Genomic DNA, 12,643 nt, shown 5'->3' with positions numbered 1-12,643 from the left:
CTTCCACAGGCCAGTGAGGTGCAGCCATGTACGAACTCAAAGTCCGCGCCGTCGGTTCCTCCTCGGGCGTGCTGTTGCCGCGCGAGATGCTTGCCGAACTGGGGCTCAAGCAGGGCGATTCGGTGTTTGCCACCAAGGCGCCGGACGGCTCGTTCCGGATCACCCCGTTCGACGAGCGCTTCGCCCGGCAGATGGCGATCGCCGAGGAAGTCGCTACCGAGTACCGCGACGTGCTGCGCGCGCTCGCCAAGCGCTGATGGAATTCCTCGACAAGGATGTCGTGCTGGCCATGCACGATCACCAACTGGCTGCACACGGTGGGGCCAGCGGCGTCCGCGACGAGGGCCTGCTCGATTCGGCGCTCGCGCGGCCGCAGAACAAGCAGGCCTACGGTGATGATGATCCCTATTCGCTGGCGGCCGCGTACGCGTACGGCATTGCGCGCAACCATCCGTTCGTCGACGCCAACAAGCGCACCGGCCTGTTCGCGGCGCTGCTGTTCCTGCGCATGAACCGGGTGCCGACGCCGCCACCATCGCCGGCGATGGTTGAACAGATGGTCCTGCTCGCCGAAGGCCTGCTCGACGAAGCCGGCTTCGCGGCCTGGCTCGCCGGCCAGCCTCGGCGCTGAATTCTGCCGTCCCTCATCGAATCGTGAACGACCTTCTCGACTATCTCGGCAGTCTCGACCGCATCCTGGTCCGCAACCCGATCAGCGACTGGCTGATCGCGGTCTGCGGCGGGCTGGGCTTCGTGCTGGTGGTGTTCGCTGTGCAGCGGGCGATCATCCGCCGGCTGTCGAACAGCGAGCGGCCCAAGGCCACGCGCATGGACCGCGCGCTGATCAACGCCGTGGAGTCGACCAAGCTCTGGCTGATCGTGTTCGTGGCGGTCTACTTCGCCAGCCAGTACCTCGATCTCGGCAAGAAGGTCGAGGCGCGGCTCGATCACGTCATCACCGTCGCGATCCTGGTGCAGATCGGCCTGTGGATCGGCGCGCTGCTCGATTTCTGGGTCGCCAGTTCGCGGATGCGGGCGGAGCAGGGCAACCTCGCCGCCGCCACCAGCCTCGCGGCGCTGAACTTCATCGGCAAGCTGCTGCTGTGGCTGGTGATGCTGCTGTTCATCCTCGACAACCTCGGCATCAATGTCACCGCGCTGGTCGCCAGCCTCGGCATCGGCGGCATCGCGGTGGCACTGGCGGTGCAGAACATCCTTGGCGATCTGTTCGCCAGCCTGTCGATCGTCATCGACAAGCCGTTCGTGATCGGCGACGCGATCGTCGTCGACAGCTACTCGGGCACCGTCGAGCACGTCGGCCTGAAGACCACGCGGGTGCGCGCCGACACCGGCGAACAGCTGATCTTCTCCAACAGCGACCTGCTGAAGGCGCGGCTGCGCAACTACAAGCGCATGTACGAGCGGCGCGTGCTGCTGACGCTGGACGTCGAATTCAGCACGCCGCCGGAGGTGATCGAAGCGATTCCGGGGCTGCTGCGCGAGATCATCGCGGCGCAGCCGAAAACCCGCGTCGAACGCGCGCACCTGAAGGCGCTGGTCGGCGGCGCCTACCAGTTCGAGCTGGTCTACTGGATGGTCGATCCGGCGTTCGCGCTGTACATGGATACCCGTCAGCGGGTGCTGATCGCCATCGTTCGCCGCTTCGAGGCGGACGGCATCCGTTTCTCGTTCCCGTCCGTCGGCAGCCGCCGCGACGCCGCACTGCTGGCCGCCCCGGCGACCCAGGTCGGCGGCGGCAGCGACGCCCCGGAAAGCAAACCCGCCCGCGCCTGAGCGCCGATCCGCATGTCCACCGAATCCGCTGTTGCCGATCCCGCCGTCCGCCTGCGCGGCGAAATCATCCCGGTCACGTCGTTCCAGCAGAACTGCACGCTGATCTGGGACCCCACGACGATGCGCGGCGCGCTGGTCGATGCCGGCGGCGAGGCCGCGCGGCTGCTGGAGCGGGTCGCCCACCACGGCGTGCAGCTGGAAAAACTGCTGGTCACCCACGGTCATCTCGACCACGCCGGTGCGGTCGCCGAGATCGCCGAGCAGCTGAACCTGCCGATCGAAGGTCCGCACCAGGACGATGCCTTCTGGATCGACGGCATGCCCGACGCCGCCAAGCAGTACGGTTTCCCGCCGGCGCGCAGCTTCGTGCCGCAGCGCTGGCTCCAGCACGGCGACACGGTGACCGTCGGCAGCCTGACGCTCGACGTGCTGCACTGCCCCGGCCACACGCCGGGCCACGTCGTCTTTCATCACCCGGCCTCGCAACTGGCGATGGTCGGCGACGTGATCTTCCAGAACTCGATCGGCCGCACCGATTTCCCGAAAGGCAATCACGCCGACCTGATCCGCTCGATCCGCAGCCGGCTGTTCCCGCTCGGCGACGAGGTGAAGTTCATCCCCGGCCACGGCCCGATGTCGACTTTCGGCCGCGAGCGCCAGATCAACCCCTATGTCGCCGATTCGGTGGCCGGCGACTGATGCGCCGGCACCGCGCCGCGATGCCGATGAACCCTTGTTCCCCGGAGCGCCGATGAACCGTCTGCCCGCGCTGGTCTATCTGCTCGGCTATGCCGGGCTGCTGCCGTTCATCGCCGGTCCGCTGTGGTGGACCCTGCTGCCGGACAGCGTGCCGCCCTGGCTCGATGGCCTGTGGCTGCGCTACGCGGCGATGATCGCCAGCTTCATGGCCGGCACCCTGTGGGGGCTGGCACTGCCGACCGCAGAAGGCCCGAACGGCCTGATCGGCATGGCGCTGTCGACCGTGCTGATGCTGCTGGCCTGGCTGGCCGCCTCGCTGCCGTTCACGCCGGCGATCGTCGCGCTGGCGGCGGTGTTCGTGCTGCTGGTGGCGGCCGAGGTCTGGCGCGAGCGGGTGCTCGACCCCTTGAGCGGCTACTTCAGCTTGCGGCTGTCGCTGACCCTTGGCGTGCTGGTCTGCCTCGTCTGGCGCGGCCTGCTGAACTGAACGGCGGACGCGCCCCAGGATGGGGCAACGACGCCGACGATTGCGTACTCTTGCCGGCACCCCACGACCCGCGCTGCCCGATCGACCGCCATGAGCCGTTATCACGCCTCTTCCGCCCTGCTCGCCACCGGCTGGCATGACAACGTCCTGTTCGAGGTCGACGATGCCGGGCTGATCACCGCGCTCGCCACCGGCGTGGCGGCGGACGGGGCCGAGACGCTCAACGGCCCGGTGGTGCCGGGCATGCCCTGCCTGCACTCGACCTCGTTCCAGCGCGGCATGGCCGGGCTGACCGAAAAGGGCGGCCCGCAGGGCGACAGCTTCTGGTCGTGGCGGCGGCTGATGTACCGCTTCATCGAGCAGCTGCAGCCGGACGACATCGAAGTCATCGCCACCCAGCTGTACGTGGAGATGCTGCAGGCCGGCTATACCAGCGTTGCCGAGTTCCACTACCTGCACCACGACGTCAGCGGCGCGCCGTACGCCAACCGCGCCGAAACCAGCGAGCGGCTGCTGGCGGCGGCGCAGCGCACCGGCATCGCCCAGACGCTGCTGCCGGTGCTGTACGGCCACGACAATTTCGGCGGCACGCCGCCGACCAGCGGCCAGCGCCGCTTCATCAACACCGTGGCCGACTACGCCGGCATCGTCGAACGCCTGGTCGCCGCCACGCGCGGCAGCGCTGCCCAGCGCATCGGCATCGCCCCGCACAGCCTGCGCGCCGTCACCCCGGCGATGCTGGCCGATGCCGTCGCGCTGGCGGCCACGCTGGGGCCGGACACGCCGATCCACCTGAACCTGTCGGCGCAGCTCAAGGAAGTGAACGACTGCCTGGCCTGGTCCGGCCAGCGGCCGATCGCCTGGCTGCTCGACCACGCCGCCGTCGACGGCCGCTGGTGCGTGATCCACGCCACCCACACCGAGATCGGCGAGGCCGAGCGGCTGGCCCGCTCCGGCGTCGTCGCCGGCCTGTGCCCGACTTCCGAAGGCGACCTCGGCGACGGCTTCTTCAACGCCGTGCCCTACCTGCGCAACGGCGGCCGCATCGGCGTCGGCGCCGACAGCCATGTCTGCGTCGATCCGTTCCTGGAACTGAAGCTGTTCGAGTACGGCCAGCGCCTGCGTTTCGAGCGCCGCAACGTGCTGGCCAAGGGCATCGGCGATTCGCTCGGCGGCCACCTGTACCGAATCACCACCGCCGGTGGCGCGCAGGCGATGGCGCAGCCGGTCGGCAGCCTCGCGGTCGGCTTGCGCGCCGACTGGCTGGTGCTGAACCCGGACGATCCGGCGCTGGCCGAACAGCGCGGCGACGGCCTGCTCGATGCCGCCATCTTCGGCCCGGCCCGGCAGCCGGTGCGCGACGTGATGGTGGCCGGCCGCTGGGTGGTCCGCGACGGCCGTCACCCGCAGGCGGCGGCCAGCCTCGGTCGCTACCGCGCGGTGATGAAGCGGCTGCTGGGCTGACCGATGAGCGCGCCGCTGGCCTTGACGATTGCCGGCCGCGGGCCGCTGATCATCAACATCCCGCATGCCGGCACCGCGCTCAGCCCCGGTCTCGCCGAACGCCTGAGCCCCGGCGCGCGGCAGCTGCCGGACACCGACTGGCACCTGCCGTTCCTGTACCACTTTGCTGCCTACTGCGGCGCCACGCTGATCGCCGCCACCCATTCGCGCTACGTCGTCGACCTGAACCGCGACCGCGAGGGCCGGCCGCTGTACGACGGCGATCCCGACCCGGGCCTGTGCCCGCTGCTGCAGTTCGACGGCGCGCCGGTCTACCGGCCCGGCTGCGAGCCGACGGTGGCGGAGATCGACAGCCGCCGCGCCCGCTGGTGGGACCCGTACCACGACGAGCTGGCCCAGCGGGTGGCCGACACCCGCGCCCGCTGCGGCCACGTGGTGCTGCTCGATGCCCATTCGGTGCGCCGCGAGCTGCCCGGCCGATTCCCCGGCCGGCTGCCGGATTTCAGCCTCGCCACGCGTGACGGGCAGGCCTGCGCGCCGGCGCTGCAGGCCGAGGTCGAGACGGTGCTGGCCGCCACTGGCGGCGGCATCGCCAGCAACCAGCGCTTCAAGGGCGGCTACACCACCGTGCGCTATGGCCAGCCGGACCAGGGCCTGCACGCGCTGCAGCTGGAGCTGGCGCAGGACTGCTATCTCGACGACAGCGACCCTGCCTGCTGGACGCCGGGCCACCCGCAGGCCCAGGCCATCGGCCCGGTGCTGCGCCGGCTGATCGACACGCTGATCGCCTGGAAGCCGTAGACCGGCGGCTGGCGTCGCTTTTGCAAGCGCCTAGCCCCGACCGTTCAACCGGAGCCGCACGATGGCCAAAGTCCCCGCAGGTGTCGGGCCGCGCTTCCCGCAGGTGGTGGTGCTGGTCGGTGCCACCGGCGATCTGGCCCGCCGCAAGCTGCTGCCCGGCCTGTTCCATCTGGTCAACGCCGGCTTCATTCCGGACTGCCGGATCATCGGGCTGTCGCTCGACGAGCTCGACGCCGACGGCTTCCGCAGCATCGCCCGCAGCGCGCTCGACCAGTTCGGCATGCGCAAGCCGAACGACGCCGACTGGCAGCGCTTCGCCGCCCAGCTGGACTACCTGCCGCTGGCCGCCGGGGCGGCCGCGCTGAAGGCAGCGGTGACCGCCGCCGAGGCGGCGCTCGGCGCCGAAAGCCAGCGCCTGCACTACCTCAGCGTGCCGCCCAGCGCGGCGTTGCCGGTGGTGCGGATGCTCGGCGAGGCCGGGCTGGTGGAACGGGCGCGGATCATCATGGAAAAGCCGTTCGGCACCGACCTGGCCAGCGCCGTGCGGCTTAACGCCAAGCTGCACGAGGTGTTCGGCGAAGAGCAGATCTTTCGCATCGACCATTTCCTCGGCAAGGAACCGGCGCAGAACATCCTCGCGTTCCGCTTCGCCAATGGCCTGTTCGAGCCGATCTGGAACCGCAACTTCATCGACCACGTGCAGATCGACGTGCCGGAAACGCTCGGTCTTGGCAGCCGCGCCGGCTTCTACGAGCAGACCGGTGCCTACCGCGACATGGTGGTCACCCACCTGTTCCAGATCCTGGCGTTCATGGCGATGGAGCCGCCGACCTCGCTGGAGCCGGTGCCGATCAGCGAGGAGAAGAACAAGGTGTTCCGTAGCATGCTGCCGCTGGACCCGGCCAACGTCGTGCGCGGCCAGTACGCCGGCTATCGCGGCGAGGACGGTGTCGACCCGGCGTCCGACACCGAAACCTTCATCGCGCTGAAGTGCCTGATCGACAACTGGCGCTGGGCCGGCGTGCCGTTCTACCTGCGCACCGGCAAACGGCTGGCGGAAGGCCAGCGGATCATCTCGATCGCCTTCCGTGAGCCGCCCAAGAGCATGTTCCCGGCCGGCTCCGGCGTCGGCAGCCAGGGGCCGGACCACCTGACCTTCGATCTCGCCGACGCCTCCAAGATGTCCTTGAGCTTCTACGGCAAGCGCCCCGGTCCGGGCATGCGGCTGGACAAGCTGAGCCTGCAGTTCGCGATGCACGACACCGGCCTGGCCGGCGAGGTGCTGGAAGCCTACGAGCGGCTGATCCTCGACGCGATGCGCGGCGACCACACGCTGTTCACCACGGCCGAAGGCATCGAGCGGCTGTGGAAGGTGTCCGAGCCGCTGCTCGAGGCGCCGCCGCCGGTGCGCTTCTACGAGCCGGGCTCCTGGGGCCCGAAGGCGATCCACCAGCTGGTCGCGCCACGCGCCTGGCGGCTGCCGTTCGAGCGCGCCTGGCGCGCGCCCAATCCGCCGGGCGGCTGACGGCCGGCGAAGTCGCTTCGCCGCGCTGCTGGCCACGCAGCAGCCTCGCCAGCGGCCTGCTGCGCAGGCAGCAGCGGTGGCCGCCGCGCGGCGTCGCGGCAGCAGTCAGGGGCGAGACCGGACCGACGAGAGTCGACCGATAACCATCGTGATTTCAGGGGCTTGAACGGGCGCCGCGCAGCGCGTCCGGCGCCATCGGCCGGTGCCGCCGGGCTGGCGCGGTGATTGCGCGGCACGGCCTTCCAGCGTCGCCCGCCGGCTGGCCGGAATCGAGCAGCACCGGTCGGCGGCGGTGGCGTCATCCACCCCAGCCATCCCCGAGAGCCATGTCCAAGTCCCGTTTCCCTGCTGCTTCCCGTCGCCTGCCGCTGCGCCGCATCGTGCTCGGCGCCTGCGCGCTGGCGATCACGGCCGGCAGCCTGCCGCTGCTGGCCGCCGATCCGGCGCCGAACCCCAAGCCGGTCATCGAAGTGCGGCGCGCGCTGTTCACGCTGATCGGCAGCAACTTCCGCCCGGTCGGCGACACCCTGCAGGGCAAGCAGGCGTACGACGCCGCCGAGCTGCAGAAGCGCATCGCCCGGGTCGCCTTCCTGGCGCCGCAGCTCGGCGAAGTGTTCCCGGACTACTCCGCCAACGGCGACACCAAGGCCAAGCCGGAGATCTGGAGCAACCGCGCCGACTTCGATGCCCGGCTCAAGGATTTCCAGACCCACGTCGTCGCGCTGGCCCAGGTGATCGACAAGGAGCCCGGCAACGCCGATGCCTTCAAGGCCGCCGCCGCAGCGGTCGGCAAGGACTGCAAGGGCTGCCACGACGAGTACAAGTCGAAGTGACCGGCCATGTCGTCGACCTCATCCGCTGACGACGTCGCCGCGCCGCTGGCCGCTGCCGCGCCGGCGGCGGCCGGTCGCAAGGTCTGGGACCTGCCGGTGCGGATCGTCCACTGGGCGCTGGTGGCCGGCGTGCTGGCCAGCTACGTCACCAGCCGGATTGGCCCGGAGTACTTCCGGCTGCATCTCGCCGCCGGTTACCTGGTGACGGTGCTGGTGGTGTTCCGGCTGCTGTGGGGCCTGTTCGGCACCCGCCACGCGCGCTTCGCGAACTTCGTGCGCGGGCCGCGCGCGGTGCTGGCCCATGCCCGCCGCTGGCTGCGCGGCGAGCCTGCGCGTCACGCCGGCCACAATCCGCTGGGTGCCTGGATGGTGCTGGCGCTGCTGGCCGGGCTGGCCGTGCAGGCGGGGACCGGGCTGTTCGCCAACGACGAGATCTTCAACGTCGGCCCGCTGTACGGCTGGGTCAGCGACAGCCTCAGCCTGACGCTGACGGCGATCCACCAGTGGCTGTTCAACGCCCTGGCGGTGGCGATCGCCGTGCATGTGCTGGCGGTCCTCGCTCACCGGCTGCTGAGCCGCGAGCACTTGGTCCGCGCGCTGTGGACCGGCCGCAAGCCCGCCGATGCGGTGCCGGCCGACCAGGCGATCGGCTCGTCCCGGCTGGGTGTGGCCTTGCTGCTGCTGGCGATCGTGCTGGCGGCGCTGACGGCGCTGGTGCTGCTGGCGCCTGACGCCAGCCTGTCGTCGTTCGACAGCTGATCCCCCGGCGGCAGCCCGGCCGGCTGCCGCCGACTCCACTGACGGCTCCACGCGCCGCTGCGCAGCGGTCGCCGCTGTTGCCGATCCAGCAGCCGCTGCGGAATCCACAACAGCCTGTTTGCCGGCCTGCTGCGAAACCAGCATGCCGGCCCTGGCAGGACCGTCCGCAGTCCTGAATCCGATCCTTCGAGGTGTCTTGAAGAGGCTGGATTTGTTCAACTAATTCAGAAAGATACAAATCTTTACACAGGTCCTGCGGGCGATCCTCCGCAGTCTTCGCAGCGCTGGCGCAGGCGTTGCAATTCCTCCACTGCAGCACGCATTCCGCAGCGCCTCGACAGCGATCCGGAATGCCATGCCGGAATTCCACTCCAGGGTGGTCGCAGGTCAGAACACTTGATCAAGGGAACCGCTGAATGAAGAAGAAACACTCAACGCTCGCTTTCGCCGTCGGGCTCGGTCTCGGCCTGGCGATCGCCGTGCCCGGCGCCAGCGCCGCCGAGGCAGCCGATGCCGCCGCGCCGCGCAGCAACGCCGCCGCCGCTGCCCGGCCGAACGCGCTGTGGTCGTACCAGCCGGTGATTGCCGTCGCCGCGCCGAAGGTAAAGGCGGCGCGCTGGGTGCGTACGCCGATCGATGCCTTCGTGCTCGCCAAGCTTGAGGAGAAGGGCCTGAAGCCTTCGCCGGACGCCGATCGCGCGGCCTTCATCCGGCGCGCCACGCTGGATGTCTGGGGCGTGATTCCGACGCCGGAGGAGGTCCGGCAGTTCGTCTCCGATCGTTCTCCGGACGCCTACGAGAAGCTTGCCGACCGCCTGCTGGCCTCGCCGAAGTACGGCGAACGCCAGGCCCGCCGCTGGCTCGATCTGGCCCGCTACGCCGACAGCGCCGGCTTTCAGGGCGACCAGACGCGGCCGAACATGTGGCGCTACCGGGACTGGGTCATCAAGGCCTTCAACGCCGACAAGCCCTATGACCAGTTCATCCAGGAACAGCTGGCCGGCGACGAGATCAAGCCCGGCGACCAGGACGCGCTGGTGGCCACCGGCTTCCTGCGCGGCTTTCCGGACAACATCAATTCCCGCGATCTGGTGCAGAAGAAGTACCAGCACACCACCGACATGACCGACACCGTCGGCGAGGTGTTCCTGGCCCAGACCGTCGGCTGCGCCCGGTGCCACAACCACAAGGCCGATCGCATCTCGCAGAAGGAGTACTTCCAGCTGCAGGCGTTCTTCGCCAACACCAGCGCGGTCGATGACATTCCGGCCGCCAAGGGCGCGGCGGAACTGGCCTACGAACAGGCCGACGCCAAGTGGAAGGCAGCCACCGCGGAGATCCGCGCCAAGCAGAAGGCGATCATCGACAAGGTGCGCGAGCCGGCCAAGCACTACCTGCTCGACCGCTACTCGCAGGCCACCCAGGCCTCGCTGCGCAAGCTGTACTCGACGCCGGAAGCGCAGTGGACGCCGCATGACCGCTGGATCATCAACCGCTTCTCCGACTACGGCACCGATGACGTGCTGGCCGCCTACCTGCGCGACAACGCCGATCCGAGCGCCGAGCAGTACCAGCCCGAGTACGCGGCGCTGGCCGATGACTACCGCAAGCTCGGCGAGGAACTGCGCAAGTTCGACAAGCTGAAGCCGGCCGGCGGCTCGCTGGAAATCTCGGCGATGACCGAACTCGGCCAGACCCAGGCGCCGCCGACCCACCTGCTGTTCGGCGGTGATTTCGAGCGGCCGGTGGAAGAAGTGCAGCCGGGCTTCCCGGCGGCGATCACCTCGGAAAAGCCGGTCATCGTGCCGACCGAGAAGTCGTCCGGCCGCCGCACGGCGCTGGCCCGCTGGATCGCCAGCCCGGGCAATCCGCTGACCGCCCGCGTCTACGCCAACCGGGTCTGGGACCAGTACTTCGGCCGCGGCATCGTCGAAACGCTCAGCGACTTCGGCAAGGCCGGCCAGAAGCCGAGCCATCCGGAGCTGCTCGATCATCTGGCGTCGAGCTTCGTCGAGCACGGCTGGAGCGTGAAGCAGCTGCATCGCGAGATCCTGCTGTCCAGCGTCTACCGGCAGTCGTCGGCGTTCCGTCAGGACATCGCCAGCGCCGATCCGGAAAACCGGCTGCTGGCGGTGTTCCCGCGCCGCCGTCTCGACGCCGAGACGATCCGCGATTCGCTGCTGGTCGCCTCCGGTTCGCTGACCGAGAAGATCGGCGGACCCAGCGTGTTCCCGCCGGTGCCATCGAACCTCTACACCGGCAACGCCTGGAAGGTGTCGGCCGACAAGGACGACTGGAATCGCCGCAGCCTCTACATCTTCACGCGCCGCTCGATCCCGTATCCGCTGCTGCAGCCGTTCGACATCGCCAACACCCAGCAGGCGCATGCCAAGCGCGATATCACCACCACGCCGCTGCAGGCGCTGACGCTGTTCAACAGCGAGATCGTCTTCGACTGGTCGAAGGCGCTGGCCGGCCGGGTGCTGCGCGAACGGGGCGGTTCGGCGTCCGCCCAGCTCGATGGCCTGTTCGAGATCGCCTATGCCCGCAAGCCGGACAAGCAGGAGAAGACCACGCTGCTGGCCTTCCTCGACAGCCAGGAGAGGGTGCTGAAGGCGCAGGCCGCCAACGGCAAGTTCGCGGTCAACGTGCCGATCGGGCTGGAGAAGGCCGGGCCGCTCGATCCGATCCGGGCCGCCGCCTTCGTCGATCTCACCCACGCGGTCGTCAACTCCAACGAGTTCACCTACCGCTTCTGAACCCTGCACTGATCCCACCTTTTTTGGAGACATCGCATGACTGATTTCAACAATCCGACCTCGCGTCGCGACCTGCTGGCCCACGCCGCACTCGGCCTTGGCGGCGTGGCGCTCGGCGGCGCCTTCTTCCCGTCCGCCGCGACGGCCAGCGAGCCGGTCACCGGCCTCGTCGATCCGCTGGCCCCGAAGGCCACGCACTTCCCCGCCAAGGTGAAGTCGGTGATCTGGCTGCACATGGACGGCGCGCCGTCGACGCTGGACCTGTTCGACTACAAGCCGGAACTGGTCAAGCTGGCCGGGCAGGAAGTGCCGGCCTCGTTCATGAAGGGCATCAAGGAAGGCGTGCGCGGCACCTCCAACAAGCTGCTGGCGACCCAGCGCCAGTGGAAGCAGCACGGCGACAGCGGCGCCTGGTTTTCGGACCTGCTGCCGAACCTCGCGACCCAGGCCGACAAGATCGCCTGGGTGAAGTCCAGCACCACGATCGGCGCCACCCACGACATCTCCATTCTCAAGCTCAACACCGGCGACCTGAGCCCGGGCCGGCCGTCGCTCGGCGCCTGGGTGCAGTACGCGCTGGGCGCCGCCAATCCGGACCTGCCGGGCTACGTCGTGCTCTACAACGACAAGCGCGAGCCGCGCGGCGGCGCGATCAACTGGAGCTCCGGCTTCCTGCCGGCGGTCTACCAGGGCACCGCGTTCCGCCCGGGCGATTCGCCGATCCTGCATCTGAACCGCCCGGAGCTTGTCGCCGAAGGCGAGCAGGGCAGCACGCTGGATCTGCTCAACCGGCTGAACCGCAGCCATGCCCGCCACTACCCGGGCGACACCGAGCTGCAGGCGCGCATCCGCTCCTACGACCTCGCCGCGCGCATGGAAGTGACGGCGCCGGAAGCGGTCAGCCTGGCCAAGGAAAGCGAAGCCACCAAGGCGCTGTACGGCATCGATATCGAGGCCAGCAAGAGCTACGGCGAAACGCTGTTGCGCGCGCGCCGACTGGTCGAACGCGGCGTGCGTTTCATCCAGGTGGTGTCGGGCGAGATCGAGATCGAAGGCGAAGCCCGCAACTGGGACGGCCACAACAACATCGAATCCAACCATCGTGCGCATACCCGTGCCGTCGACAAGCCGATCGCCGGTCTGCTCGCCGATCTCGAAGCGCGTGGCCTGCTCGACTCCACGCTGGTGGTATGGACCTCCGAATTCGGCCGCACGCCATTCGGCCAGAGCGGCAACGGCCGCGACCACAACCCGTGGGGTTACACGCAGTGGCTGGCCGGTGGCGGCGTGAAGGCCGGCACCACGGTCGGCGGCACCGACGAGATCGGCATGCAGGCGGTCGGCCGCAAGGTCGACACCTACGACCTGCACGCCACCGTGCTGCAGCTGATGGGCCTCGATCACCTGAAGACCACCTTCCTGCACAACGGCCGGTCCGAACGGCCGACTGAACCGCCCCGTCTTTCTCGGAGGCTTCAAACCTTGAGAGGATGAAGCCATGAACAAGTTGACGCGTTACGCA

12 protein-coding genes are annotated in these 12,643 nt (G+C 69.1%); all 12 read left to right on the top strand.

Annotation, left to right across the window (positions count from 1 at the left end):
• Positions 1-26 precede the first annotated feature (26 nt).
• The 12 genes from ACTIGJ_RS18325 (at position 27) to ACTIGJ_RS18270 (ending at position 12,615) form a co-directional block, all read left to right on the top strand.
• Positions 27-257: an AbrB/MazE/SpoVT family DNA-binding domain-containing protein gene (locus ACTIGJ_RS18325; RefSeq protein WP_439641772.1), complete on the top strand. Its 231-nt coding sequence runs from the start codon at positions 27-29 to the stop codon at positions 255-257.
• On the top strand, positions 257-631 hold the full coding sequence (locus ACTIGJ_RS18320) for a type II toxin-antitoxin system death-on-curing family toxin (RefSeq protein ID WP_439641771.1): 375 nt from the start codon (positions 257-259) through the stop codon (positions 629-631). Before ACTIGJ_RS18325 ends, ACTIGJ_RS18320 begins: the two co-directional genes overlap by 1 nt.
• Before the next feature lie 23 nt (positions 632-654).
• Complete coding sequence (locus ACTIGJ_RS18315) at positions 655-1,794, top strand: mechanosensitive ion channel family protein (protein WP_439641770.1); 1,140 nt, start codon at positions 655-657, stop codon at positions 1,792-1,794.
• A gap of 12 nt (positions 1,795-1,806) precedes the next feature.
• Positions 1,807-2,493 (top strand): MBL fold metallo-hydrolase, encoded by a 687-nt coding sequence (locus tag ACTIGJ_RS18310; RefSeq protein ID WP_439641769.1) that lies wholly within the window; start codon positions 1,807-1,809, stop codon positions 2,491-2,493.
• A 52-nt stretch (positions 2,494-2,545) separates the two neighbouring features.
• Positions 2,546-2,980, top strand: coding sequence for a DUF3429 domain-containing protein (locus tag ACTIGJ_RS18305; protein ID WP_439641768.1), 435 nt, complete (start codon positions 2,546-2,548; stop codon positions 2,978-2,980).
• A 90-nt stretch (positions 2,981-3,070) separates the two neighbouring features.
• The gene (locus ACTIGJ_RS18300; RefSeq protein WP_439641767.1) at positions 3,071-4,444 is read left to right on the top strand and encodes a formimidoylglutamate deiminase; all 1,374 of its coding nucleotides are present in this window, start codon (positions 3,071-3,073) and stop codon (positions 4,442-4,444) included.
• A gap of 3 nt (positions 4,445-4,447) precedes the next feature.
• Complete coding sequence (locus ACTIGJ_RS18295; protein WP_439641766.1) at positions 4,448-5,245, top strand: N-formylglutamate amidohydrolase; 798 nt, start codon at positions 4,448-4,450, stop codon at positions 5,243-5,245.
• 61 nt (positions 5,246-5,306) lie between these two features.
• Positions 5,307-6,770: a glucose-6-phosphate dehydrogenase gene (gene zwf, locus ACTIGJ_RS18290; protein WP_439641765.1), complete on the top strand. Its 1,464-nt coding sequence runs from the start codon at positions 5,307-5,309 to the stop codon at positions 6,768-6,770.
• Between the two features lie 326 nt (positions 6,771-7,096).
• Positions 7,097-7,603, top strand: coding sequence for a c-type cytochrome (locus ACTIGJ_RS18285; protein ID WP_439641764.1), 507 nt, complete (start codon positions 7,097-7,099; stop codon positions 7,601-7,603).
• A gap of 6 nt (positions 7,604-7,609) precedes the next feature.
• On the top strand, positions 7,610-8,362 hold the full coding sequence (locus ACTIGJ_RS18280) for a cytochrome b/b6 domain-containing protein (RefSeq protein ID WP_439641763.1): 753 nt from the start codon (positions 7,610-7,612) through the stop codon (positions 8,360-8,362).
• A 416-nt stretch (positions 8,363-8,778) separates the two neighbouring features.
• Positions 8,779-11,121, top strand: coding sequence for a DUF1549 and DUF1553 domain-containing protein (locus ACTIGJ_RS18275; protein ID WP_439641762.1), 2,343 nt, complete (start codon positions 8,779-8,781; stop codon positions 11,119-11,121).
• A 36-nt stretch (positions 11,122-11,157) separates the two neighbouring features.
• Entirely contained in the window at positions 11,158-12,615 is a 1,458-nt protein-coding gene (locus ACTIGJ_RS18270; protein ID WP_439641761.1) for a DUF1501 domain-containing protein, read from the top strand.
• Positions 12,616-12,643 lie beyond the last annotated feature (28 nt).

This window comes from Nevskia sp. (assembly GCF_051860985.1).
Lineage (GTDB): Bacteria > Pseudomonadota > Gammaproteobacteria > Nevskiales > Nevskiaceae > Nevskia.
Note: the sequence above shows the minus strand (reverse complement) of the source record. Positions and strands in the feature narration are given on the sequence as shown.